Annotated in this window: 25 protein-coding genes; 15 read left to right on the top strand and 10 right to left on the bottom strand. The window is 72.3% G+C overall.

Annotated features, from left to right (window positions below):
• The first annotated feature begins 103 nt into the window (after positions 1 to 103).
• Both DVR05_RS07560 and DVR05_RS07565 read left to right on the top strand, forming a co-directional pair.
• Positions 104 to 433, top strand: coding sequence for a DUF6247 family protein (locus DVR05_RS07560; protein WP_116245094.1), 330 nt, complete (start codon positions 104 to 106; stop codon positions 431 to 433).
• Complete coding sequence (locus DVR05_RS07565) at positions 434 to 685, top strand: hypothetical protein (protein WP_116245095.1); 252 nt, start codon at positions 434 to 436, stop codon at positions 683 to 685.
• A gap of 136 nt (positions 686 to 821) precedes the next feature.
• On the opposite strand, the gene DVR05_RS26530 is transcribed toward DVR05_RS07565, so the two are convergent.
• Positions 822 to 1,085, bottom strand: a complete 264-nt coding sequence (locus tag DVR05_RS26530; RefSeq protein ID WP_157982403.1) for a hypothetical protein — start codon at positions 1,083 to 1,085, stop codon at positions 822 to 824.
• 383 nt (positions 1,086 to 1,468) lie between these two features.
• Here DVR05_RS26530 and DVR05_RS07570 point away from each other — a divergent pair, with 383 nt between their 5' ends.
• Positions 1,469 to 1,945, top strand: a complete 477-nt coding sequence (locus tag DVR05_RS07570) for a DUF4282 domain-containing protein (protein ID WP_116245096.1) — start codon at positions 1,469 to 1,471, stop codon at positions 1,943 to 1,945.
• A gap of 12 nt (positions 1,946 to 1,957) precedes the next feature.
• Here DVR05_RS07570 and DVR05_RS07575 read toward each other — a convergent pair whose 3' ends face one another.
• The 5 genes from DVR05_RS07575 to DVR05_RS07595 all read right to left on the bottom strand — a co-directional run bounded on the left by DVR05_RS07575 (position 1,958) and on the right by DVR05_RS07595 (position 6,818).
• Positions 1,958 to 2,383: a PPOX class F420-dependent oxidoreductase gene (locus tag DVR05_RS07575; RefSeq protein WP_116245097.1), complete on the bottom strand. Its 426-nt coding sequence runs from the start codon at positions 2,381 to 2,383 to the stop codon at positions 1,958 to 1,960.
• A 106-nt stretch (positions 2,384 to 2,489) separates the two neighbouring features.
• Positions 2,490 to 3,812, bottom strand: coding sequence for an adenylosuccinate synthetase (locus DVR05_RS07580; RefSeq protein ID WP_116245098.1), 1,323 nt, complete (start codon positions 3,810 to 3,812; stop codon positions 2,490 to 2,492).
• Positions 3,809 to 4,804 carry a hypothetical protein gene (locus DVR05_RS07585; protein WP_116245099.1) on the bottom strand — a complete coding sequence of 332 codons (996 nt, stop codon included), beginning with the start codon at positions 4,802 to 4,804 and terminating at the stop codon, positions 3,809 to 3,811. The genes DVR05_RS07580 and DVR05_RS07585 overlap by 4 nt, the downstream gene beginning before the upstream one ends.
• A gap of 19 nt (positions 4,805 to 4,823) precedes the next feature.
• Positions 4,824 to 5,948, bottom strand: coding sequence for a J domain-containing protein (locus tag DVR05_RS07590; protein ID WP_116245100.1), 1,125 nt, complete (start codon positions 5,946 to 5,948; stop codon positions 4,824 to 4,826).
• Positions 5,949 to 6,017: 69 nt separating this feature from the next.
• Positions 6,018 to 6,818 carry an NUDIX domain-containing protein gene (locus DVR05_RS07595; protein WP_116245101.1) on the bottom strand — a complete coding sequence of 267 codons (801 nt, stop codon included), beginning with the start codon at positions 6,816 to 6,818 and terminating at the stop codon, positions 6,018 to 6,020.
• A 224-nt stretch (positions 6,819 to 7,042) separates the two neighbouring features.
• Between DVR05_RS07595 and DVR05_RS07600 the strand changes: the two genes are divergently transcribed.
• A complete protein-coding gene (locus DVR05_RS07600) occupies positions 7,043 to 8,248 on the top strand; it encodes a transposase (protein WP_157982404.1) in 1,206 nt (401 codons plus the stop codon).
• Here the strand turns inward: DVR05_RS07600 and DVR05_RS07605 are convergent.
• The 4 genes from DVR05_RS07605 to DVR05_RS07620 all read right to left on the bottom strand — a co-directional run bounded on the left by DVR05_RS07605 (position 8,229) and on the right by DVR05_RS07620 (position 14,141).
• Positions 8,229 to 11,102, bottom strand: coding sequence for a BTAD domain-containing putative transcriptional regulator (locus DVR05_RS07605; RefSeq protein ID WP_116245103.1), 2,874 nt, complete (start codon positions 11,100 to 11,102; stop codon positions 8,229 to 8,231). The two genes, DVR05_RS07600 and DVR05_RS07605, sit on opposite strands and share 20 nt — an antisense overlap.
• Before the next feature lie 220 nt (positions 11,103 to 11,322).
• A complete protein-coding gene (locus DVR05_RS07610; protein ID WP_116245104.1) occupies positions 11,323 to 12,090 on the bottom strand; it encodes an SDR family oxidoreductase in 768 nt (255 codons plus the stop codon).
• A gap of 27 nt (positions 12,091 to 12,117) precedes the next feature.
• Positions 12,118 to 13,263, bottom strand: a complete 1,146-nt coding sequence (locus tag DVR05_RS07615) for an acyltransferase (RefSeq protein ID WP_116245105.1) — start codon at positions 13,261 to 13,263, stop codon at positions 12,118 to 12,120.
• Entirely contained in the window at positions 13,263 to 14,141 is an 879-nt protein-coding gene (locus DVR05_RS07620; RefSeq protein WP_198659080.1) for an NADP-dependent oxidoreductase, read from the bottom strand. Before DVR05_RS07620 ends, DVR05_RS07615 begins: the two co-directional genes overlap by 1 nt.
• 291 nt (positions 14,142 to 14,432) lie before the next feature.
• Between DVR05_RS07620 and DVR05_RS07625 the strand changes: the two genes are divergently transcribed.
• The 11 genes from DVR05_RS07625 (at position 14,433) to DVR05_RS07675 (ending at position 24,432) form a co-directional block, all read left to right on the top strand.
• Positions 14,433 to 15,641 carry a sedoheptulose 7-phosphate cyclase gene (locus DVR05_RS07625; RefSeq protein ID WP_116245343.1) on the top strand — a complete coding sequence of 403 codons (1,209 nt, stop codon included), beginning with the start codon at positions 14,433 to 14,435 and terminating at the stop codon, positions 15,639 to 15,641.
• Positions 15,634 to 16,383, top strand: a complete 750-nt coding sequence (locus DVR05_RS07630; protein ID WP_116245107.1) for a cupin domain-containing protein — start codon at positions 15,634 to 15,636, stop codon at positions 16,381 to 16,383. Before DVR05_RS07625 ends, DVR05_RS07630 begins: the two co-directional genes overlap by 8 nt.
• A complete protein-coding gene (locus DVR05_RS07635; RefSeq protein WP_116245108.1) occupies positions 16,380 to 16,796 on the top strand; it encodes a pirin-like C-terminal cupin domain-containing protein in 417 nt (138 codons plus the stop codon). The genes DVR05_RS07630 and DVR05_RS07635 overlap by 4 nt, the downstream gene beginning before the upstream one ends.
• On the top strand, positions 16,793 to 17,803 hold the full coding sequence (locus DVR05_RS07640; RefSeq protein WP_116245109.1) for a VOC family protein: 1,011 nt from the start codon (positions 16,793 to 16,795) through the stop codon (positions 17,801 to 17,803). The genes DVR05_RS07635 and DVR05_RS07640 overlap by 4 nt, the downstream gene beginning before the upstream one ends.
• 92 nt (positions 17,804 to 17,895) lie before the next feature.
• Positions 17,896 to 18,930, top strand: a complete 1,035-nt coding sequence (locus DVR05_RS07645; protein ID WP_116245110.1) for a ketoacyl-ACP synthase III family protein — start codon at positions 17,896 to 17,898, stop codon at positions 18,928 to 18,930.
• Between the two features lie 33 nt (positions 18,931 to 18,963).
• Positions 18,964 to 20,577 (top strand): FAD-dependent oxidoreductase, encoded by a 1,614-nt coding sequence (locus DVR05_RS07650; protein ID WP_116245111.1) that lies wholly within the window; start codon positions 18,964 to 18,966, stop codon positions 20,575 to 20,577.
• 250 nt (positions 20,578 to 20,827) lie between these two features.
• On the top strand, positions 20,828 to 21,376 hold the full coding sequence (gene ruvC / locus DVR05_RS07655; RefSeq protein WP_116245344.1) for a crossover junction endodeoxyribonuclease RuvC: 549 nt from the start codon (positions 20,828 to 20,830) through the stop codon (positions 21,374 to 21,376).
• Between the two features lie 45 nt (positions 21,377 to 21,421).
• Entirely contained in the window at positions 21,422 to 22,033 is a 612-nt protein-coding gene (gene ruvA / locus DVR05_RS07660) for a Holliday junction branch migration protein RuvA (protein ID WP_116245112.1), read from the top strand.
• An 11-nt stretch (positions 22,034 to 22,044) separates the two neighbouring features.
• Positions 22,045 to 23,127 carry a Holliday junction branch migration DNA helicase RuvB gene (ruvB, locus tag DVR05_RS07665; RefSeq protein WP_116245113.1) on the top strand — a complete coding sequence of 361 codons (1,083 nt, stop codon included), beginning with the start codon at positions 22,045 to 22,047 and terminating at the stop codon, positions 23,125 to 23,127.
• A 347-nt stretch (positions 23,128 to 23,474) separates the two neighbouring features.
• Positions 23,475 to 23,783, top strand: coding sequence for a preprotein translocase subunit YajC (gene yajC, locus DVR05_RS07670; protein ID WP_198659081.1), 309 nt, complete (start codon positions 23,475 to 23,477; stop codon positions 23,781 to 23,783).
• A gap of 94 nt (positions 23,784 to 23,877) precedes the next feature.
• The gene (locus DVR05_RS07675; RefSeq protein WP_116245115.1) at positions 23,878 to 24,432 is read left to right on the top strand and encodes an adenine phosphoribosyltransferase; all 555 of its coding nucleotides are present in this window, start codon (positions 23,878 to 23,880) and stop codon (positions 24,430 to 24,432) included.
• Positions 24,433 to 24,698 lie beyond the last annotated feature (266 nt).

Raw genomic sequence — 24,698 nt, forward strand, 5'->3', positions numbered from 1 at the left:
CGTCGTGGCCCCCGCCCTGGACGGCGGTGTGGGAAACCTGTGGAAAACGTCCGTGGAGGACGATGACGTCGTACTCTGGAGCGGAGTTCACAAGGAGGTTCGGATGTCGGCAGACGCGCGGCGTGCACACGAGGGTCCGGGTGAGGGGCAGCGGGAGCGGATCGGGAGAAGCCCGAAGGAGATCCGAGCCGCTCTGCTTCCGGAGGAGGTCGGTGACTTCGACCGGGAGTACCGCCGGGTGATGAACGACGCCAGGGAAAGCCTGGACCTCTCCGAACTCAACAAATGCCTGGAACGTTGGTGGCGGGTGGCCATGTCGTCACGGGATCCTGAGGCCCATCGGCACATGCTGGACGTCGCTGATCGCGCGCAACGTGGCGAGCCGATCTCGTCCGTGCCCTGGTCGGAACTCAAGGCGGAACTGGGCCTGTAGTTGTACCGGATCGATATCGAAGACATCGCGAAACAACAGATTCGCGCCCTGCCGGAACACCTACCGCCAGAGCTCGCGTCCTTGTTCGCGCTCTTGGAACTGCAACCCTGGAGTGGCGACCCCTACAACAAAGAGAAGCCGGAAGGGAACATCCGGTGCCACACCGTGGGAGAAGACGGTGAGTGCACGGTCATCTACCTGATCCTCGACGATCAGGAGCTTGTTGTGATCCTCCGGCTCTTCTGGGTGTGAGGGTTCACGGTCGGTGGTTTTACGCTCGCAGAGGTGCGACCATCTGCGTTCTCACTGTTCCTAGGCAGCGACATCGGCGAGGAACATCGCTCATGTGTCACTGTGGACGCAAGGTGTCCGAGCGCGATGCCGTTCATCACTGACGGCGGTGTCTTCTGTGTCGTCCGGGTGGGTTCGGAGGTGGACTGCCCACGCGCGCACGGGCCATGAGTTCCCAGGGATCCCCTGGGTTGAGCTTGCCTTCGGTGAAGTCCCTTTTCGCCATCAGGTAGCCCCGTTTGTTCAGCGCGTCGACGGCGGCACCGAGGGAGGCGAACGTGCCCATCGGGTGACGGTCGCCGTGTGAGTTGGGGGCGAAGCTGGCGTAAAGCCTGCCCGCCTCCTTGTTGTAGACGAACATTATCGGTCTGTTGGGCCGGGTGTTGCTCAATCCGGACCTCTTCTCCGAGGCCGTCATCGGCGACGGAACGGGGGTTCTGGCCAGACCTGTCGGTCTGTCGGAGAACCACGCTATGCCGTGCTTGCAGCCCGATCAATGAGGATCCAGGCGGTTGCGGGAACCCGCGCGGAGCCTTCCGGTGGAATGCCGGGGTGGATCTCCTGGTGACGTGGCCGGAACGGACACGGGCTCCCGAGCTGACCGGTTCCGGCCAAATGGCCCTCGGTAGGCGTGGTAGGCGTCGAAGCGTGATCGGGCGGGGACGCGGAGGAGTAGAGTGTGGCACGCCGTCCAGCGCCGATTCCGCGCGCTGCGGCTCCCCCATCCGCAATCGAGGAACCAGTATGAGCACCCCACCGGAACACCCCCGCGACCCCTCCCAGCCCTACGGCCAGCAGCCGCCGCAGCACTTCGGGCCGCAGGGGACGCCTCCCGGTGGTCCCGGGCCCCAGGGCTACGCGGGACCCGGGAACCAGCCCTACCCGCCGCAACCCGGATTCACGCAGGGGGCGCGGCCCTCCGGCAAGGGGTTCTTCGGAGCGCTGTTCGACTTCTCGTTCCGCGATTTCGTCACCCCCAAGATCATCAAGGTCCTGTTCGTCCTGTGGCTGGTCCTCATCGGGCTGTTCACGCTGGTGGGTGTGATCAGCTCCTTCGCCATGATGGGCGAGGAACCGTTGGTGGGCATCGTCATGCTCTTCGGCAGCCTGCTCATCGGCGCGATCTACGTGCTGCTGTCCCGCGTCGGGCTGGAGATACTCATCGTGGTCTTCCGGATCAGCGAGGATCTCACCGCGATCCGCAAGCAGCGCGGCCTGTAGCCGGAGCCGTCGTCACTCGGTGACGTCCAGGCCCGCGATGACCTTCGTGGGCCGGATCCGCACCACCAGCTCACCGGGCACGCCGTTGCGGCGGCCGAACTCCTCGGCCCGGTCCTCGCCCATGTACCGGGCGGCGATGACGGTCGCCGTCCGCAGCAGCTCCTCAGGGTCCTCCGACACCTCGGCCACCCCCTGCACCTGAACGAACGCGTACGGCGGCCGTTCCAGGTCCACGCTGAGCGCCACGCGGGGGTCCCGCAGGATCGCCCGCCCCTTGGCCGAGGTCTTCCCCGTGTTGAGGACGATCTCGTCGCCCTCGACGGTGAACCACACCGGAGCGACGAGCGGTCGGCCGTCCGAGGCGGTGTAGGCCAGTTTCCCGGTGCGGGTGCCTTCGAGAAGGAACGCGCGGACGCGGGGATCGGTCAGGGAAGCCACCCGCCCACGCTAACGCGGGACGGGGAGGCGCTCCAGTCCGACACGGCCGGTCCCAGCGCGGCACGGACGGTTACGGCCCCGGCGCGGCCCGGACACGTGGGGCCGCCTACCGGGCGGGAGCCGCGGCCCCGGTCCGCGTCCGCGCGTCCTCCCGCGTCGGCCCGGAGAACACCGCCTCCACCGGCACACCCAGCGCCTCGCCGATCGCGTCCGCGGGCCCGTCCGGCATGGAGTCCAGCACCGGTCGGGCCGACAGAAGCTCGGCGGTGAGGCGTTCCTGTCGCGCCAGGTCGGGCACCGCCCCGGGTGAGATCCGCAGCGGCGCGCCGTCGGCGCCCACGTACCCCGTGCACCAGCGCGGCGCGACCCCGGCCGCGGCCCGCATCCGGTCGGGCGCGTCGGCGTGGGTGACCACCAGCGCGTCGACGCCCCCGGTCGCGGCGAGCGCGTACCGGTGCGCGACCAGGTCGAGGTGGCCCACCCGGAACTCTCCCTGCCAGGGGTGGGTCCCGTTGTGCCGCTCGGGGAGCGCGGCACCGAGCCCGGGGTCCTCGGTGACCAACGGCCCCGCGCCGTGGCGGGTGGTGTAGGTCCGCACCACCCCGATCCGCCGCGCCCCGCTCTCCCGCCCGGCCTCGGCCAGCAGGGTGAGCGGGTTGGCGGTCGTGGTGGTCGACCACGTGGTGTGCGGGTGGAACCCGTGCCACTCGTCCAGCAGCACCCCCTGGGCCCCCTCGAACACCACGGGGGAGGCGGCCAGCAGTTCGGGCAGGTACCGCTCGTCCACCAGCCGCACCCGCTCGGCGAACGCCCGGTAGGTCAGCAGGCACTCCTCGACGTCGGGGGAGTCCTCGTCCCCACCCGCGTACTCCGCGAGGTACTCCGCGAGCCGGACCAGCTTCCTCCGCAGCCGTTCCGGGCGCGCGCAGTCGCCGACGGTCGGGGCGTCCCCGGGGTGGGCCAGCGCGTAGGCCGTCGTCTCGCCCACCCCCATACCGCAGGACCCGTGCCGCTCCGCGCCGCGCGCCCGCTCCCGCGCCCGGTTGACCGCCTGGTGCCAGGGTGTGCTGACCAGCGCCCGGCGGTCCACCGTCAGCAGCGCGAAGGGGTCGCCCACCCCCAGCGACGCCAGGTGCCGTGCCTCGGCGGCGAGCGCGAACGGGTCCACCACCGCGAAGCGCGACAGGTGTGTGGGCACCGGTCCGCCGGGGGCGAGCGTGCCCGCCCCGAACTGGGAGAACGTGTGGTGCCGACCGTCGGGCGCGACCACGTTGTGCGCGGCCTGGGCGCCGCCGTTGGCGCGCACGACGGCGCCGAAGCGCCGCCGCGCGCACAGCAGGTCGACGGTCACGCCCTTGCCCGCGTCGCCGAACCCCAGGTCGACGACGATCGCGTGCTCGTCGGCCCACCGGCCGGGACCCCCGCTCACAGGCGGTCCACCCCGCCCCCGGAGGATCCGCCGGTGAGCCCGTCCGGCGTCTCGGACACCACCACCGACCCGCGCGCCTGCGACAGCGGGCGCAGCGCCCTGCCGACCACGTCACCGGCGTCGGACCCGGCCGCGGCCAGGTCGTCCAGCCCCTCCTGGAGGTCGATCGCCTCCTCGCCCAGCCCGACGGTGACCGCGATGGTCTCCGACACCGCGTCCAGGTCGTCCAGGTAGATGACGTTCTGACCGAGGTGGGTGTCCCAGAACCCGCGCACCCGGTCGTCGTGGAAGTAGTGGCTGCCCGTCGGCATGAGGTAGAAGACCTCGAACTTCCGTCGCAGCTCGGCGAGGATCACCGGGAAGGGGATGTTCTCCCCGATGTCGTCGCCGATGACCTCGCGCACCTCCCGGGACTTGACCGCCCCGTAGGCCATCTCGTCACCGATGACGAACAGGTAGCCGCGCCGTCCGCGCTTGTCCAGGCAGTCCATCGCGGTGTGCCGGGCCATGAAGTACACGGCCAGCTCGTAGGATTCGGTGGCCTGGCCGCCGCCCCCGCCCTCCAGCAGGATGTTGCCCAGGTCGTCCTCCAGTTCGTTGCCGGACTCGAACTGGCCGACCTGGAGCGGTGCGCGGTCGCAGGTGGCGTCCCCGATCGCGCCGAACATGATCTGCGGGTCCTCCACGTACCCCTTGCGCAGCAGCAGGCCGAACAGGTCGGGCAGCTTCGTCTGGAGGATCCGGGGGACCCTGCCCATCGACCCGGTGACGTCGAACAGCACGGAGATGGCGAGCGAGTTGGGGTGGGCGTCCGAGTCGCGGCTCTCGCGGACGGTCACGCCCTTGGGGTCGAGGGAGTCGTGGACCCTCCAGGTGTGGCGCGGCCTGGACGAGGCCACGTGGTCGGTGTAGCCGAAGCTGCTGGAGCCGACGGAGGCGTTGTAGGCCTGTCGGGCGTGGTAGGCGTCGGTGGACCAGTTGCTGCTTCCCATGGGGGACTCCTTCGTGTCGTCACCGGGGGTCGGCGGGGGTGGGGGCGGACAGGTGGAAGGGGCGGAACCGGCGCGGACCGAACTCCCGCTCCAGCGCCTCGTCGAGTTCGTCCAGCAGGGCGAGCCCGTCGCCGGGCCGCCGCCGGGGGTCGGGCAGTCGGCAGCCGCGGGCGAAGGCGCGCAGCCGCCGGGGCAGGCGCCCCGCGGTGACGTACTCGACGCAGCGGGTCGCCATGAAGACGTCGGTGGCGGGCACGGCGGGCTTCCGGTCGCCCACCTCGGGCGGGTACAGGTCCCCGCGGTGGGCGACCATCGCCGGAATGTGCGGTGCCGTGCGCGCGGCGCCGAAGGTCACCGAGTAGCACCAGTCGATGAGGACCAGGCCGTGCAGCTCGGGGTGGATCAGCACGTGCTCGGGCACGACGGCGCCGTGCACGACCCCCGCGCGGGCGGCGTCGCCGATCGCGACCAGCAGCCGCCGCCACATCCACGCCGCGTCGCGCGGGTCGATCCCGTCCGGACGGGCGCGGCGCACGTCGGCCAGGCTGTGGAAGCCCCCGAGCCGCCCGAGGACGTTGCCGCGTCGCTCGACCCCGGTGGCCGCGTCGCGGTGCCGGATCTGCTCGACCAGTTCGGGGCGGAAGGCCCGGTAGCGCTCGTGGCCCTTCTCCCGGATCCTGCGCAGGGCCGTGGTCTCGGCCATGACCAGGTCGTTGTCGCGGTGGGAGCGGGGCAGTTTGAGCACCGCCTCCCGCCACGCGCCGCCGTCCTTGTAGCGCACCTCGTGCAGGTCGGCGATGTCGCCGCGCGCCAGTGGGCCGGAACCGCGCCGCACGTGGTAGGTGCGAGCCCTGGTGACCAGGGTGAGGTCGGCCAGACCCAGGTCGCCCTCGACCAGGTCGCGGTAGCGGGACCAGCTCTCGGTGAGCCGGGTGAACGCGGCGGCGGCCTCGGCGGAGCGTCCGGCCGGGGCGCGGTCGGGGTGGACCAGGCGGGCCAGGCGGCGGTACTCCGCCGTCGCGGTCGGGGGAGGGGCGCCGCCGCCCTCGGGCGCCGGGCCGAACAGCGCGGTCGGGTCGCCGGCCAGCGCGAGGGAGCGCAGGGCCGCGTCGAAGGGGGTGGTGGCGTCCTGATCCGTGCTCATCTGCTGCCCTTCCGGGGTGGGGGAGTCGGCGACGGCGCGGGGGCGGGGCGCACGGGGACGGTCGGCGGTTCAGGGGGTGCCGCGGAGCAGGGGCGGATGGAGCACGGCCGCGCCGCCCGCGCGGTAGAGGCGGGGCCGCCGTCCGCCGCCGGGCCCGCCTCGGTCGGCGAGCTCCCCGGTGTCCTCGACGAACCCGCGCGTGGCGAGGATCTTGCGGTGGAAGTTGGCGCTGTGCAGCCGGGTGCCCCAGACCGCCTCGTACACCTCGCGCAGCGCGGTGATGGTGAAGGTGGGCGGCAGGAAGGCGGTGGCCAGGGCGGTGTACTCCAGCTTGGAGCGGGCGCGTTCGACGGCGTCGGCGACGATCCGCGCGTGGTCGAAGGCCAGCGGGCGGCCGGACCGGGCGCCGTCGCCGTGGCCGAGTTCGCTCCAGGGCACCCACTCCGCGGCGTCGGAGCCCCGGCCGACGTGGGGCTCGGGCAGGTCGGGGGCGAGGATCAGGTAGGCGACCGAGACGATGCGCATCCGCGGGTCGCGGTCGCGCGCACCGTAGGTCCGCAGCTGTTCCAGGTGGAGTTCGCAGGGCAGCGCGGTCTTCTCCGACAGCACGCGCAGGGCGGCGTCGGGCAGGTCGGGGTCGGCGGGTCCGTCCGGTCCGTCCTGTGCCCGGACGAACCCGCCCGGCAGGGCCCACCAGCCGCGTTGCGGAGGCGCCGAGCGGCGCGTCAGCAGAACGCACGGGGTCCCCGCCCGGATCGTGAGGGCCGCGACGTCCACGGTGACCGCGGTGGGCGCGAACGCGCGCGGGTCGTAGGCGTCGAGGAACCGGCGTTCGCCGTCGTCGTGCGGCGGGGTCTCGCCGGTCTCCATGGGCCCTCCTGTTGTTCTCAGGGTGAGTTTTTCTCAACCTGAGATGAATTTAGCAGGAGCCCCCGCCGCCGTCCACCCTCTTTTCCTGTCTGGGCGCCTGAACTGCGGGTTTCGGGTACCCGAAATCGGTCCACAGCGAGTCGAAACCCCCGATTCCTAGCGTGATCGCATCACCGGTCGCCGTACGCGGTCGGCACAGGCGAGACGTAACGGGGGTGCGGACGATGGTGGCCGTAGGGGTACGAGGCACGGGGCAGCCGAACGGAGCACGCGAGGGATGGTCAGCGCAGCGCACGGACGCGCTGCTGGGCGCGGCCCTGGGCACACTGGAGCGCGCCGACCACCAGCGCTGGGCCAGTCTCTACGTCCGCGGACTGATCGGGACCCGGGGGCGCAAGACCATCAGCCGTATCGCGGCCGCCGGAGGGTTCGGGGAGGCGGCGCAGAGCCTGCACCACTTCGTGAGCAAGTCACCGTGGGACTGGGGGCGCATGCGCGGCGCGGCCGCGCGGTGGCTGGACGAGGAGATCGCCCCCCGCGCGTGGGTCGTGGACGGCCTGGTCATCCCCAAGTCGGGCGAGCACTCGGTGGGGGTGAGCCGGGGGTTCGTGCCGGAGAGCGGACGGATCCTCAACCACCAGTCGGCCTACGGCGTGTGGCTGGCCAACGGGGCGTTGAGCGTCCCCGTGAACTGGGAGCTGGTGCTGCGCGGGGACTGGCGCTCGGACACGGTGAAGCGGAGGAAGGCGGCCGTCCCCGAGCACGCGACCCGCGACGAACCGGGCGGGGTGGTCGTCCGTCTGGTGGAGGAGCTGCGGGACCGGTGGGGGCTGCCCCCGAGGCCGGTGGTCATGGACGCCGGAGAGCTGCCGGTCGCCCCGCTGGTCACCGCCCTCCAGGAGCGCGGTCTACCCTTCCTGATCGGCGTCGACCCCCGGACCCCGCTGCGCGACCCGGCCCCGGCCCCGGCCAGGGGTGCAGGCCGGAACCGGGTGCTCGGCGCCGGGGCCCTAGTGAACCGGTTCCGGGGGCTGCGCGTCGCCGTGCGGTGGCACACTCCCTCCGGCGGTCAGGGCGCTTCCCTGGCCCTGCGTACGCCGGTCGCGCTGCCCGATCACACGCCCGGCGCGGAGGCCCTGGTGGCGGTGGGCGAGTGGCGGAGGACCCGTGACCTCTCCCCGCGCGTGTGGCTGTCCAACCTGACCGGGGCCGACGCGGGGGCGAGCGTCCGGCTCGGTCACCTGATCGGCCAGGTCGCCGAGGAGTCGGAGACGACCCTGGTGGACCGTGGCGTCCGTGACTTCGAGGGCCGCTCCTACCCCGGCTGGCACCACCACACCACCCTGGTCGGCCTCGCCCACGCCGTCGGGGCACTGGACGAGGGCGGGCCGTTCAACAGGGCTGGGAAGGTCACGCTCCGCTCGGCGTGAGCCTTCGTCCCCGAGCCTTGGCCAGGGTGGCGTCGGCCAGGGCGCGGCAGCGGGGGTTGCCGATCCGCTCGGCGATGTCCAGCGCCTCGGTGGCCGCCTCCAGAGCCGCGGAGACCTGGCCGGTCTCCACCAGCGCCTCGCCCAACGCGTGCAGCATGTGTGACTGGGCGTACAGGTCGCCGCCCGTGCGGGCCAGCCTCAGACCGGACCTGAACCGGTGGACCGCCTGCTCCGCCAGCCCCTGGGACAGGTGGATCCGGCCCTGGCAGAGTTCGGCCCTGGCACGGAGCAACCACGGGGCGGGGGATCCGGCGACGGACATGGCCCGCTCCACCTCGGACCGAGCGCCGTCCGGGTCGCCGCTGGCCAGGCGAGCCCGGGCCAGGCCCAACAGGGCATCGGCCCGCTCGACAGGCTGCCCGGTCCCGTTGAGCTCGGCCAAGGCGCGCTCGTGGTACTCGACGGCCTTCTCCGCCCGCCCGGTGCGCGTCAGGTCCTCGCCGTAGGCGGTCAGGACGACGCCCAGCGCCCGTCGCTCGCCCAGTTCGGTGACGATGTCCAGGGCCTGGTGGAAGAACGGGGCGGCGGACTCGCCCGTACGGCCCCGGGCCAGCCCCATCCCGTACAGCAGGGCGGCCTCGCCCCGCCGGTCGCCCGCCGATCGCGCGGCCCGCAGCGCCTCTCGGTGGATGGCGTACCAGTCCTCCACCTTCTGGTAGCGCAGGAAGAAGGGGAGCGAGTGCACCGTCAGCTCCCAGGCGGCCGCGTGCAGGCCCGCACCGCTGGCGTGGGCCACGCTCCAGGCCAGGGAGCGGCGCTCGGCCTGGTGCCAGCACACCGGGGTGGGTGCGTGCAGGAACTCGTCGACTTCGACAGGGTCGGGGAGCCAGCGCCGGACGATCCCGCCGAACACCGCGGACGGCATGCCGGTCTGGCGCCGGTTCGCCTCACCGAGGAGGTGGACCCATCCGCCCAGGACGCGTTCGAGGGCGGCGCGCCGCTCGGCCTCGTCCTCGTTCCTCAGCGCCTGCTCACGCGCGTACAGCCGGACCAGCCCGTTCATCCGGTACCGGTACTGGCCCACCGCGTCCTCGCCGCTCAGTTCCACCAGGTGGCTGTTCAGCAGCTCCTGGACGAGGTCCTGGGCGGTGAGCGGGTCGCTGTCCAGCAGGGCGCTGAGGACCCATTCGGGTAGGTCGGGGGCGTCCAACAGGCCCATGAGGCGGAACAGGTGGGCGGCCCGGTCCCCCAGGGCGGTGTAACTGACGCGGAAGGCCGCCGTGAGGCGGATCTCGCCCCGGCTCAGTTCGGCCAGCCTCCGCTGCTCGTTGGCCAGGCGGCGTGCCAGGCCGGGCGCGCTCATGCCGCTGTGGGTGGTCAGCCGGGCGGCGATGATCCGCAGGGCCAGCGGCAGTCCGTCACCGAGTTCGGCGAGCCGCGACAGGTCGCCGGAGTCCACCGTGGTGTTCAGGGCGGAGCGGAGCACCTCCAGGGAGTCGGCCCTGTTCAGGGTGGCGAGCGGCAGGTGGCCGACCCCGTCCACCACCGCCAGGCCGTCCAGGGTGTTGCGACTGGTGATGAGGACGGCGCAGGAGTCGTTCGGGGGCAAGAGGGGGCGGATCTGTTCGGAGCTGCAGACGTTGTCCAGAACCAGGAGGACGCACTTGTCCGCCAGGATCGCGTGGAACATGGCGATGCGCCCCTCCAGACCGGGGGGCACGGTGGCGCCCGGCACCCCCAGCGCGCACAGGAAGACGCACAGGACGTCGCTGGCGTCGAGGGTGGGGACGCTCTCGGTGTAGCTGTGCATGTCGGCGTAGAGCTGCCCGTCCGGGAAACGGTCGGCGACCTGGTGCGCCCATTGCAGGGCGAGCGCGGTCTTGCCGACCCCGCCCATCCCGGTGATCGCCATGCGCAGGGGCGCGCCCCGCTCGCCGTACTCGTCCAGCGCGCCGTGGAGACGGCGCAGCTCGGTCTCACGGGCCCGGAAACCGTTGGGGGCGGGGGGGAGGCGCCGCGGACCCGGCGCGGGCGGAGAGGCGGTGGCGACCGGGGCGGGGGCGAGGGTGGGAGCGGGATCGGCCTCCGGGACGGCGGCCGGTACCATCTCCACCCCGCGCAGCACGTCGGCCTGGGCCTGCTCCAGTTCGGGCCCGGGGTCCACCCCCAGATCCTCCCGGAGCAGGCGGCGGGCCTCGTCGTAGGCGGCCAGGGCCTCCTCCCGGCGTCCCAGGCCGTACAGTGCCTTGATCAGGAGCACGTGTAGGCGCTCGCGGTAGGGGTCGGCGGCCACCAGCGCGGCCAGTTTCTCCTCGGCCTCCCGGTACAGGCCCTGCTCGACCTCGGTCTCCAGACACTCCTCGCGCAGGGAGGCCCGCCAGCGCTCCAACTCCCGGGCCTCGGCGCGCACCACGGAACTGTCGATCCCGGCGAGGGCGCCACCGCGCCACAGGGCCTCGGCGGCACGCAGGCGCCGCAGCGCCTCCTCCGGGCGGTGGGCGGTGCGTGCGGCCCGTGCGGCCGCGGCGTGCTCGCGGGCCTGGTCCAGGTCGGTCCAGGTGTCGTCGGCCAGGAGGGTGTAGCCCGCCGGGGAGGTGGCGATGACGCCGTCTCCCGGAGCGCCGATCTTGCGGCGCAGCGCCGACACACAGATGGACAACTGGTTGCGGGCGGTCTTGGGCCGGTCCTGGCCCCATACCGCCTCGGCCAGCTCCTCGAAGGTGACGGTGTGCCCTCGCCGGAGGGCCAGCAGAGCGATCAGGGTGCGTTCCCTTTCGGACCGCACATTGATCCGCGCACCGCCCCTGCGGACCTCCAGGGGACCGAGCAGGTCCACCGTTGTCTCGTCTGTCACGTGACTCGATTCCAGCGCTTCAGAGAATTCCTACTTTATGAGTAGGATAAAACTACGGGAACGCCGGGACGTGCCTTTTGGAAATACTGGCCACATGCGGCCACAGTCGAGTGATGTGAGTCACGCGAAACACTCGGAAATGCATTTCTCCGTAATGCGTCGGCGGCCGCCGACGCCCCGGAGGGGGAGGGGCGGGCCCTTCCCCCTCCGGGGCGGTCCGCTACAGGGCGGAGCCGCCGGTGGCGTCCACGACCTGACCGGTCACCCAGCGTCCGTCGTCGGAGGCCAGGAAGGTCACCACGTCGGCGATGTCCTCGGGCTGGCCCACCCGGTTGAGCACCGACAGGGAGGCGGCGCCCGCGCGGGCCTCCTCGTTGCCCCGCAGCCACGAGGCGTTGACGTCGGTGTCCACGATGCCGGGGGCCACCGCGTTCACGGTGATCCCGCGCGGACCCAGTTCCTTGGCCAGAGCCAGGGTGAAGGTGTCCAGGGCGCCCTTGGTGGTCGCGTAGGCGATCAGCTCCGGGTAGGAGATGCGGGTGACGCCGGAGGAGATGTTGACGATCCGGCCGCCGTCGCGGAGCCGGTCCAGCCCCTCCTTGACCGTGAAGAACGGCGCCTTGACGTTGACCGCGACCAGGCGGTCGAAGTCGGCCTCCTCAGTGGTCTGGATGTGCTCCGGAACGGTCACACCCGCGTTGTTGACCAGGATGTCGAGCCCGGGGCGCTCGCCCGCGGCGGCCAGGCCCTCGTCGAAGCCCGCCCACAGCGCGGCCACGCCGCCGGGAACACCCAGCTCGGCCCGGACCGTGAAGGCCCGCCCGCCCGCCGCGGCGATCTGCTCGACGACCTCCTTGGCGGCCGTGTCGTTGCTGGCGTAGTTGACGGCGACGAGGGCGCCGTCCTCGGCCAGGCGCAGCGCGATGCTCCGCCCGATGCCTCGGCTCGCGCCGGTGACCAGTGCCGTCTTGCCCGTCAGCTTGCCCATGAGTTCCTCGCTTGTCTTTCTCGCGTGTTATCGCTGTCGGATGTTGTGTGCGACCGGCCGAGCGGGGGTACCGCCCTCGGGGCCGGGGGACGGACGTCGGGTGCGCCCACGTCCGAGCAGGCGGGTCAGGGGGCGTTCGACGTAGGTGTAGAGGAGCCAGGCGCAGACCAGGCTCACCGTGAACCACCCCGCGAGAACGCCCACCGCCGGGAGCGGGGAGAAGACCCTCCCCGAGATCAGATGAGTGCCGAGCATCATGACGAGCATGTGCACCATGTAGAAGGCGTAGGAGCACTCGCCCAGCCGCAGCATCGGGGTCGAGCACAGCCAGGAGCGCCGTCCGGCCAGGTCAGAGGCGGCCACCGAGGCGACGAGCAGGGCCAGGGGCAGCACCATCACCGCGTTCAGGGCGAACAGGTAGGGCACCGACATGGAGACGGCGTAGGCCGCCACGCACAGGGCCACCGCGCCCACTGGGCGCAGCCGGGGCCAGCGTCCGCTGAGCACCACCCGGGCCATGAGGATGCCCAGCACGAAGTCCAGCAGCCGGGCGGGCGGGAACACGTAGGTGAACCAGAACTGGTACATCCCCGCTGGCTGGCCGTCCGGGACCGGGGGAGAGGCGGGCAGGAACGCCGCCGCCACGGCGGCCACGGCCACGACGCCGACGGCGGCGCCCGCCACCCACCACCACAGCGCGCGCTCCGGCACCTTGGCCAGCAGCGGGTACAGGAACGGGAAGGACAGGTAGAAGATCAGCTCGCAGGCCAGGGACCAGCTCACCGGGTTGACGCTGAAGACCACGTCGTAGGAGGGCCACCAGGTCTGTACCAGCAGCAGGTTCGGGATCAGTTCCCACCCCAGGGCGGAGGAGCCGACCACCGTCGTGACCACCATCGCCAGCAGCGCCGTGACCACGTGGTTGGGGTAGATCTTGGCGGCCCTGCGCCGCCAGAACGCGGCGACGGTGTCGTTCGGGCGCACCGCCACGGTCAGCACGAACCCGCTCAGGATGAAGAAGAACGTGACGCCCACGCGGCCCGCGTTGATGAACGCGGCGTGGTAGGTGTCCACGACCGCCTGGTCGGCGAACACATTGAACCAGATGACGTGGTGCAGGAACACGAGGGCCGCGGCGATGAAGCGCAGACCCGTCAGCGAATCGGCGCGCATCACGCGCTACCGTCCGCCGTCAGCAGGATCTTGCCCCTGGTGCCGCCCGCCTCGAACAGGGTGTGCGCCTTGGCGGCTTCGGACAGGGGCAGCACCCGGTCCACCCGCAGGGTCAGGGCGCCCGCGTCCACCAGTTCGGCCAGGGCGGCCAGCCGTCGCCCGTCCTGTTCCACGAACGACATGCGCACCTCCACACCGCGCTCGGCGGCGGGCGGGTGGGTGGCCACCACCGACACCGCACGGCCCCCGTCACGCACGGCGCCGACGTACTCGGGCAGCCCAGCGGTCTCGAACAGGGCATCGGCGACCCCGCTCGGCGGCGGGCCCGCGACGAAGACCTCGTCCGCGCCCAGGGCCCTGGCGTGCTCCGCGTCCCCTTCCGTGCGCACGTGGGCGAGGACGCGCAGACCGGCGGCGCGGGCGAGTTGGACCCCGAACCCGCCGACCGCGCCCACGGCCCCGGTGATCAGCAGGGACGAGCCGGCCGCGGGGGCGAGGACCTCCAGGGCCTGGTGGGCCGTCAGCCCGGCCAGAGGCAGGGCGGCCGCCCGCTCCAGCGGTACCGAGGCCGGGGCCGGGGCGACGATGTCGGCGTCCAGGGCGACGAGTTCGGCGTAGGTGCCCCGGCCCGTGGCCATGTGGGCGGTCATGGCGACGACCGGATCCCCCTCGCCCAGGTGGGAGACCCGCGCGCCGACGGCGGCGACGACGCCGGACACGTCCCAACCGGGGACGGTGGGCGGTGCGAAGGAGGCGTGTTCGGCCAGGGCGCCGGACCGGGTGAGTGTGTCGACGGGGTTGACCGTCGAGGCCGCGGTCCGGATCAGGACGTCACGGGGGCCGACCTCGGGTTCGGGGACCCGAGTCCAGGTCAGCACCTCCGGCGGGCCATAGGCGGAAATCTGAGCAGCTCTCATGCTTTCTCCAGGGGGGATCGGGACGTTTCACATCGTCCAACCCGTTTCTCCGTCCTGGCAAAGCAAGGGGGATGACTTTGTCATTTCCGTCGTCCGGGCTCCGGTGGGTGATCGCGTATAACACCTGGCGTCACAATCATGGAAAAGTCTTCCGAAATACTTCGACGCTTCCGTCCGGTGCGGCCAAGACTGTCTCCGGATTCGCCGTGCACCGGCGGCGACCCGAAACCAGTGATCGAGGAGGACCACACCATGGCGACCCAGGAACGGACATCCGGCGAACAGGGCCTGTCCTTCGACGTGGAGAGCGGCGCGTGGACGGTACGGGCGCTCAAACCGGTCGACTACGAGGTCCGCGTCACCGACGGCGTCTTCGACCCCGGGAACCGGGCGCTCGCCGACACGGGAACCGGCCCCGGAGGGCGCAGGTTCGTGGTCGTGGACAAGATCGTGGACACCTTCTACGGCGAGCGTCTGCGCGCCTACTTCGAGTACCACGACATCGAGTGCCACGTCCATGTGATCGAGGCGCACGAGGGCGTGAAGGGGATGGACACCGCCACGGACATCGTGCGTGCCCTGGACGCGTTCGGGATCGACCGGCGTCGGGAGCCCGTCATCGCGGTCGGCGGCGGGGTCCTGACTGACATCGTCTGCCTCACGGCCAACCTCTACCGCCGCGGCACCCCCGTGGTCCGCGTCCCGACGACCCTGATCGGTCTGGTCGACGCCGGGGTCGGGGTCAAGACCGGGGTCAACTTCAACGGCGGCAAGAACCGGCTCGGCACCTACTACGCCAGCACCCTGACCCTGCTCGACCGCTCCTTCATCGCCACCCTGGACCGCCGCCACATCGCCAACGGGCTGGCCGAGATCCTCAAGATCGCCCTGGTCAAGGACGAACGGCTGTTCACCCTCCTGGAGGAGCACGGCCGGGACCTGCTGGCGCACAAGCTCCAGGGACGCCCCGACGGACGGGGGGCCGTGGCCGTCGAGGTCGTCCACCGCGCCATCCAGGGCATGCTGGAGGAGCTGCACGACAACCTGTGGGAGACCACCCTGGAACGGGTCGTGGACTACGGCCACACGTTCAGTCCCACCATCGAGATGAGGGCGCTGCCGGCCCTCCTGCACGGTGAGGCCGTGTGCGTGGACATGGCGCTGACCACCGTCGTGGCCTGGCGGCGCGGGCTGGTCTCCACCGAGGAGCGCGACCGTGTCCTGGGGGTCATGCGCGTCCTGGAACTGCCCGCCCACGACACCCTCCTGGAGCGTGACCCGGGTCTGCTGGGCCGTGCCCTGGACGACACCACCCGCCACCGTGACGGACTGCAACGCCTCCCGCTGCCGGTGGGCATCGGCGGAGTCACCTTCGTCAACGACGTCTCCCACGACGAGCTCGCCAGCGCTGTGGAGGACCTGCGCCTCCTGAACGCTCCCGAGGGGGCGGCCCATGCCTGAAGCCGCCGCGCCGATCCTGGCCACGACCCGCGAGCCGGCCGACGTCCACGGTGTGCACGGCGCGGCCGGTCTCACCCACTGGAAGTGCCTGGCCGCCCGCCGACACCTGTCGGGGGAGTGGGAGGCCGTGGAGTGGGCGAGCCTCCCGCCCGGCGCCGTCAGTGGTGAGCACCGCCACACCCGCACCGAGGAGATCTACTTCCTCATCCGGGGCGAGGGCGAGCTGGTGGTGAACGGCACCCCCCATCCCGTCGGCCCCGGTTCGCTGCTGCTGACGGGGATCGGCGCCGTCCACGGGCTGCGCAACACCGGAGCCACGGACCTGGACTGGCTGGTCATCGAGATGCCCGCCCCCGAGACCACCCGTGTGTTGCGCGGACGTCCCGCCGTTCCCCGCTCCACCCCACCCAAGGAAGGGCGACACCAGATGAACGCACGCCTGTACGACCTCGACGAACACGGTTCGGTGGACCCCCGCGAGCTCCTCACCGGCCCGCTCAGCCTGGTCGAGCTGATCCGTGTCGATCCCACGGTCCCCCACGTCCTCAACTCCGAGGGCGTCGAGCACACCCTCTTCGTCCTGGAGGGCACCGGAACCGCCGTCTCGGGGGACACTTCCGTGCCCCTGGCACCGGGAACGGCCCTGACCCTGCCCCTGGGCGGGCACGCCGTGGTCGACACCGACTCCTCCCTGCGCTGCTTCCACGCCGTGCTCGACGTCGCGGGGAAGGAGGCCACGTGATCATCGTCCGGACCAACGCCCCCGCCGCCGTCGGGCCCGTCGCACTCGGCCACGGAAGGGCGGAGTGGCACTGCCTGGCGCGGCGCGGCATGCTCCACTCCGAGTGCGAGTCCTTCGACCACCTGCGCCTGCCCCCGGGGCGGCGCGTGGAGCACGACCCCGCCGACGGCGTCGAACAGGCCGTCCTCGTCCTCTCCGGGACCGCCGTCACGGGCGAGGGCGAGGGGGAGCGCACCCTGGGCGCCGGCCACCTGGTGCTGCTCGGCCACGGCGGCGCGCTGACGGTACGGGCCGGAGCGGAGGGACTGGAGGCCCTGACTCTGCGCCTCATGCCCCGGAGCGTCAGCGCCGCACTGCCCCAGCGCGTGCCCGAACTCCCCGAGGCCGAACGCGCTCTGGGGGCGGAGGGATGAGCCCTTCCGCCCCGGGCCTTCCCACGGCCCGAGCCGTGGACCACTTCGCCTTCACGGTCCCGGACCTGGACGCGGCGGTGGACTACTTCACCGCCGCCCTGGGCGCCGCCGAGTGCTACCGGGAGGGCCCCGTCCACGACCCGTCGGGTGACCGTATGGCCCGCCGACTCGGCGTGCACCCCCGGGCGTCGGCGCGCATCGCCCTGCTCCGCCTCGGCGGCAGCAACCTGGAGCTGTTCGACTACACCTCCCCCGAGACCTCCCCGCCCCGTCCGGCACTGCACAGCGCGGGCGCCTTCTACCTGGCCCTCGCGGTGGACGAACCCGCCGCCACGGCCCGGCGCCTGCGCGCCCGCGCCGACACCGGCTCCGTCCCGATCCCCGTTCCCCGGGTCGCCTCCGCCGGTGCGGAGCGCGAGTGGGTCCGAACACCCTGGGGCCAGCCGCTGGCGCTGTGCGTCCCGGGGGAGGCGGGCCGCGGCCGACCGGCCGCGGACGCGCCCACGGCCGAGGGTGTGTACGGCGTGGAGCACGTGGGGTTCACCGTCACCGACCTGGACGCCGTCACCGACTTCCACACCTCGGTGCTGGGAGCCGTCCCCCTGAACGGTCCCGAACCGGTGGGGCTGGGGTCGGCCCACGGGCTCCGGACGGTCCTGCGCCTGGGCCCCACCTTCAACGCGGAGCTGTACGCCTACCCGGGCGCGGGCCGGTCCTGCCCCCCGCCGCGCAACAGCGACCTGGGCGGCCACCACCTGGCCGTGTACGTCGACGACGTGGACGAGGCCGCCCGCTACCTGCGCGGACATGACGGGGTCGAGGTGATGGGCGATCCGGAGACGATTACCGACGGCCCGCTCGTCGGCGACCGGTGGGTGTACTTCCGCACGCCCTTCGGCGCCCAGATGGAGGCCGTCCACATGCCCGACGGCCGCCTGCCCTACGAACGCGGCGCCACGGCTCTGCGCGTCCCCCAAGCCCACCAGCGGTGGGACGCCCCGGTCTGACACGGACCCCGGTCCGCCGCGCCCCGCGGACCCCGGAACGAGTTCCCCACGCCCGCACGGGCGTCCCCAGCCACAGGAAGGAAGGTACGACGTTGCGACGCGAGAACCTCTTCATCGCGGGGCTCGGCAGCTACCTGCCCAAGACCCAGACAGCCGACGAAGCACGACGACTGGGCCTCTACAGCGCCGAACAACAGGACCTGACCCAGCAGCTCTCGGTCACGGTCTCCGGACCCGACGAGAGCGCCCCCGACATGGCGGTGGAGGCCGCACGCCAGGCCCTCGCCCGGGCCCGTGTGGCCCCGCCCCAGGTGAACGCCGTCTTCCACGCGGCGGTCCTGCACTCGGGAATCGACGTCTGGAACGCCGCCTCCTACATCCAGGGCAGGATCGCCACCCGTGACTGCGCGGTCGCCGAGATCCGCAGCGGCTCCAACGGCGGGCTGTCCGCCGTCGAGGTCGCGGCCGACCACCTGGCCGCGCGCGGCGCCTCCTACGCGGTCGTGACCGCCGGGGACGTGTTCCCCTCGCCCGGCTTCGACAAGTGGGGCTCGGACCGGGTCCACTACGCCGACGGGTGCGCGGCCGCCGTGCTCAGCGGCACCGACGGCTTCGCCCGCGTGGCCTCGCTGGTCACCACGACCGACCCCGAACTGGAGGGGATGCACCGGGGGGATCAGCCCTTCGGTCCCTTCCGGCATGGCGAGCGGGACCCCATCGACCTGGTCCGCCGACAGCGAGAGTTCACCGAGCACACCATGGACCGCGACGAGGTGTGGCGGCGCATGGACCGGGGACTGACCACGGCCGTCCGGCGCAGCCTGGAGGAGGCCGACACCACCCTGGACCAGATCAGCCGCATCGTCGTTCCGCACTTCGGCGCCCACCTCACCCGCAAACAGATGCTGCGGCCCCTGGGCCTCACCGACCTCGACCGCACCACGTGGGACTTCTCCCGCCGGGTCGGTCACCTCGGCCCGGGCGACCAGATCGCGGGCCTCGACCACCTGGCGGAGAACGGAGCCCTCGCCCCCGGCGACCGTGTCCTGCTCCTGGGCGCGGGAGCGGGTTTCACCTGGTCCAGCGCCGTCCTGAACATTCTCTCCACCCCCGCCTGGTCCTTTTGACCAGCGCACGACAACGAAAGGCAGGGCTGATCCATGACGGGTCTGTCACGACGCGGCCTCCTCGCCGGCACAGCCTTGGCGGGCGCGGGCGCGTTCGCCGTCTCCCCCCTGACCGGCCGTCTGGCGGGCCGGACCGGCGTCGCGTCCGCCTCCACCGTCTCCGGAGTCGCGTCGGTCCTCCCCGGCGACGCACGCTACTCCACCCTCTCCCGGGGCACCAACCAGCGCTGGCAGGGAGAGCCGGAGCGGATTCACCTGGTGCGCGACACCGAGGAGGTCGTCGCAGCCGTTCGCGCGGCCGTGGGCCAGGGCAAGCGGATCGCCGTGCGCAGCGGCGGCCACTGCTACGAGGACTTCACCACCGACTCCGACGTGCGTGTCCTCATCGACATGAGCGCGATGTCCGAGGTCGCCTTCGACAAGGGCAGACGGGCGTTCTCCATCGGCGCCGGGGCCCGGTTGGGCGATGTCTACCAGAAGCTCTACCGCGGCTGGGGGGTCTACGTTCCTGCGGGCGCCTGCCCCACGGTCGGCGCGGGTGGACACATCGCGGGCGGCGGCTACGGGGTCTGGGCACGGCGCGACGGGCTGTCCGTGGACTACCTGCACGCCGTCGAGGTGGTGTGCGTCGACTCCGACGGGTCGGTCTCGGCGGTGATCGCGACAGCGGACGAGTCCGACCCCCACCACGACCTGTGGTGGGCGCACACCGGTGGCGGCGGAGGGAACTTCGGGGTCGTCACCCGGTACTGGTTCCGCACCCCGGGAGCCTCCGGCGGCGACCCCGCCAAACTGCTGCCGGCCCCGCCCGCCAACGTCTGGATCAGCGAGGTCGCCTGGTCCTGGCCGGAGCTGACCGAACAGGGGTTCGGCCGGCTCATGCGCAACCACGGCGCCTGGCACGAGGAGAACCAGGACCCCGGGAGCCGCGCGGCGTCGCTGTTCGGGCAGCTCAAGCCCTTCCACCGCAACAGCGGAGTGGTGATGATGACCGCGGCCGTCGATGCCGGGGTCAACAACGCGGAGCGGGTCCTGGAGAACTACACCCGGGCGGTCGGGAACGGGGTCGGCACCGACTACCAGGTCACCCAGAAGCGCCTCATCCCCTATCTCCAGGCCACCCAGTGGGCGGGCTTCACCGGTCAGGACCCCACCGTCCGCTTCAAGGGGAAGTCCGCCTACTTCCGGCGCCGCTACACCGACTCCCAGATCGCCACCATGCACGAGTACCTGAACAGGGACGACTTCACCGGGGGCGGCGGACTGCTGCTCATCTCCGGCTACGGCGGCCGGGTCAACGAGGTGGCTCCGGCGGCCACCGCGGTTCCCCAGCGCGACTCCATCCTGAAGTTCCAGGTCGTGGGCGTGTGGAACGACGCCTCGGAGGAGGAGGGGTACCTGGACTGGATGCGCCGCTTCTACCGGGACCTCTTCGCTGACACGGGTGGGGTGCCCGTTCCCAACGGGACCACCGACGGCTGTTTCGTCAACTACTGCGACGTCGACCTCAACGACGACACCTGGAACACCTCGGGGGTGCCCTGGCACGAGCTGTACTACAAGGACAACTACGCCCGCCTTCAGCGGGCCAAGCGGGACTACGACCCGCAGGACCTGTTCCGGCACACCCAGTCCGTGCGTCCCTGAACCGACCGACCGACCGGCCCGCGCACCGACCGTCCCGGGGCGCGGGCCGCTCCCCCGCACCGTCCACGGACCACCGCGGCGGTCCGTCGGGAACCCGCGCACCGACGGACCGGCCGGGGAAACCGTACGATCACGCCTGAGCGCGGATCGGCCCCCGCCCCGACACGCCCGCGCCGACGGGCGCGGCGGGCGTCAGCGCGCGCCGCTAGCATGGTGCGAACGGACGTTCGAGAAGGTGAGGGTGGAACGCGTGCGCGTGGTGGGGATCGACCCGGGGCTGACCCGGTGCGGCATCGGGGCCGTCGAGGGGTCCATCGGCCGACCGCTCACCCTCCTGGGGGCCGACGTCGTCCGCACCAGCGCCGACACCGACCTCCCCCAACGCCTGGTCGCCGTCGAACGCGGCATCGAGGACTGGCTCGACCGACACCAGCCCGACGCCGTCGCCGTCGAGCGCGTCTTCGCCCAGCACAACCTCAGCACCGTCATGGGCACCGCCCAGGCCAGCGGGATCGCCCTGCTGTGCGCCGCCCGCCGCGGCCTGCCCGTGGCCCTGCACACCCCCAGCGAGGCCAAGGCCGCCATCACCGGCAGCGGACGCGCCGACAAGGCGCAGGTCGGCACCATGGTGGCGCGTATCCTCAGACTCGACGGTCCCCCCAGACCCGCCGACGCGGCCGACGCGGTCGCGCTCGCCATCTGCCACATCTGGCGGGGCGGCGCCGACGCCCGCGTCGCCCAGGCCAAACAGGACTTCGCCCGCAAGGTGGAACTGGCGCGCCGCAACCGCGCGCGGTGACCCCCGCCCCCAGGAAGGAGAAGGGCGCACCGGCGCCCGCACGAGATGATCGCGTTCCTCACCGGCCGGGTGGCCGCACGCGGCGCGGACACCGCCGTGATCGACGTCGGCGGGGTCGGCATGACCGTACGGTGCACCCCCGCCGCCCTCTCCGGCCTGCACGTGGGCGAGACCGGGACCGTCGCCACCAGCCTCGTCGTCCGCGAGGACTCCCTGACCCTCTTCGGGTTCGCCGACGAGGACGAGCGCCAGCTCTTCGAGCAGCTCCAGACCGCCTCCGGCGTCGGCCCGCGCCTGGCCCTGGCCATGCTCGCCGTCCACAGCCCGTCGAGCCTGCGCCACGCCGTGGCCACCGAGGACACCGCCGCGCTCACCCGCGTGCCCGGCATCGGCAAGAAGGGCGCCCAGCGCATCGTCCTCGAACTGCGCGGCAAACTCGACGCCCCCGTCCGCACCGACGGCGCGCCGCCCGCCGCACCAGGCGCCGCCGAACCGGACGGCGCCTGGCGCGGCCAGGTCGTCTCCGGCCTGGTCAACCTCGGCTGGTCGGCCAAGGACGCCGAGGCCGCCGCCTCCGCCGTCGCCGCCGAGGCCGAGGACACCACCGACGTCTCCGTCCTGCTGCGCGCCGCCCTGCGCAAGCTCAGCCGCGCCTAGGAGTGGTTCCCATGCACGAACGCGACGCCGTGTCGCCCGACGCCCACGGCGACGAACGCCAGATCGAAGGTGCCCTGCGGCCGCGCGGGCTGGACGAGTTCGTCGGCCAGGAACGGGTTCGCGAACAGCTCTCCCTGGTGCTGCGCAGCGCCCAGCGGCGCAACCGGGCCCCCGACCACATCCTCATGTCCGGCGGCCCCGGCCTCGGCAAGACCACCCTGGCCATGATCATCGCCGCCGAGCTGGGCGCCCCGCTGCGCATCACCTCCGGCCCGGCCATCGAACGCTCCGGCGACCTGGCCGCGGTGCTGTCCACCCTCCAGGAGGGCGAGGTCCTCTTCCTGGACGAGATCCACCGCATGGCCCGCCCCGCCGAGGAGATGCTCTACGTCGCGATGGAGGACTTCCGGGTCGACGTGGTCGTGGGCAAGGGGCCCGGCGCCACCGCGATCCCCATCGACATCGCGCCCTTCACCCTGGTCGGGGCCACCACCCGGGCGGGCATGCTGCCCGCGCCGCTGCGCGACCGCTTCGGCTTCACCGCGCACATGGACTTCTACACCCCCGACGAGCTCGAACTCATCCTCCACCGCTCGGCGCGCCTGCTCGGCGCCCCCCTGGACGAGGACGCGGCCCGCGAGATCGCCGGGCGTTCGCGCGGCACCCCCCGGATCGCCAACCGGCTCCTGCGTCGCGTCCGCGACTACGCCGAGGTCCGGGGGGACGGCACGCTCTCCCTGGACACCGCCCGCTCCGCCCTGGAGCTGTACGAGGTCGACGCGCTCGGCATGGACCGCCTCGACCGCGCCATCCTCGACGTGCTCCTGCGCCGCTTCCGGGGCGGGCCGGTGGGTCTGTCGACACTCGCGGTGTCGGTGGGGGAGGAGGCCGAGACGGTGGAGGTGGTCGCCGAACCCTTCCTGGTCCGCTCCGGCTTCCTGGCCCGCACACCGCGCGGCCGGGTCGCGACCCCGCAGGCATGGGCGCACATGGGCCTGACACCGCCGCCCGACGCCGCGTTCGGCGCGGCCGCCGCCAGCGGCGGATCCTCCCCGAACGGCGGCGCTCCGACGAACGGCTCGAACCAGCCGTGACCGCGGCCCTCCGGGCCGAGGACGCGCCCCCGCCCGGCCGTTGCGCCACCGAGCCCTGACCGTGGGATCACGGTGACCGGCGCCACGTAAGCTGGAGGTATCCAGCCCTGTGGGGGCCAGGTCCCCCACGTGTCGTTCGACACGGGTGGAACGCGCGGGCGGCCTGGAGCGTTATGGAGTGCGGGTGCGGTCCGTGACGCGACGTCCGGGTCGGCACGATGAAGGTGGTCGTCGCGGTTGCGAGCCGACAACGGTCGGCCACACGACGAAACGTCAGGAAGGACGCCCCAGTGCAGGGCATTTACACTCTCGCCGCCGAAGGAGAGCCCACCGGGGGCCTCCTGAACATGATTCTGCCGTTCGCACTGATCCTCCTGGTGTTCTGGCTGTTGTTCTGGCGGCCGAACCAGAAGCGGCGCCAGCAGGAGCAGCAGATGGTGAACGCGCTCGTCCCCGGCGTCGAGGTCATGACCAAGGCGGGCATCTTCGCCACCGTCGTGGAGGTCCACGAGCAGGACGTCCTGCTGGAGATCGCCCCCGGCACCCGCATCCGCATGCTCAAGGCCGGCGTGGGCGAGGTCATCACCCCCTCCGCCGACGACACGCCGGTGGAGGACCGCCCCGACTTCGGCGACGACGACAAGCCCAACAACTGATCCCGGCCACACCGGCCACACGCTCCCCGGTACCGGCCCCGACCGGGGCCGGTACCGGCGTGTTCGACCCCCGCAGAAGAAGGTCCCACCGCCCATGTCCCACGATTCCGCGACCGACGGCGCCGGTCAGCTCCTCGGCGTGATCCGGTCGCACGTTCGCGACGTGCCCGACTTCCCGCAGCCCGGGGTGCTGTTCAAGGACATCACACCGCTGCTCAACGACCGGGAGGCGTTCGGCGCCACCGTCCACGGGCTCGCCGACCCCTTCCGGGAGCGGGGGGTGGACCGCGTGCTCGGTCTGGAGGCGCGCGGCTTCATCTTCGGGGCCCCGGTCGCCCTCGCGCTGGACGCGGGCTTCGTCCCCGCGCGCAAAGCCGGGAAACTGCCCTCGGCGACCATCGGGCAAGCCTATGATCTGGAGTACGGCACCGCGACCGTGGAGATCCACGCCGACGCGATCCCCGCGGGCAGCCGTGTGCTCATCGTCGACGACGTGCTCGCCACCGGCGGCACCGGCAGGGCCGCGGTGGACCTCGTGCGCAAGGCGGGTGGTACGGTCGTGGGATTCTCCGTCCTGATGGAACTCTCGGCGCTCCAGGGACGCGAGAAGCTGTCGGACGTGGAGCTGCACAGCCTTCTGTCGGTCTGACCGGGGACTCCCCGACGCGTGTACCCGCCCGTAGGGGAATGCGCGGCGAATCCCTCCGCGTTGAGGGAAGGACCCGGTTCTCACCGCACCTCGCCCGCACGGGGACGCCGTCACCGGACGCGGCGCGTCCGGTGATCCTCGCCATACCCGTACCCGTGTCACGGTGAGGCGCGGCCGAGGGTGACGGCCGGACCTCGTCTCCGCTCACGCGGGACCACGGACACTAGACTGGTGGGAGAGGTACCGCGGCGGCCACGTCCAGCGAC

The organism is Nocardiopsis sp. FIRDI 009 (assembly GCF_003386285.1).
GTDB lineage: Bacteria > Actinomycetota > Actinomycetes > Streptosporangiales > Streptosporangiaceae > Nocardiopsis.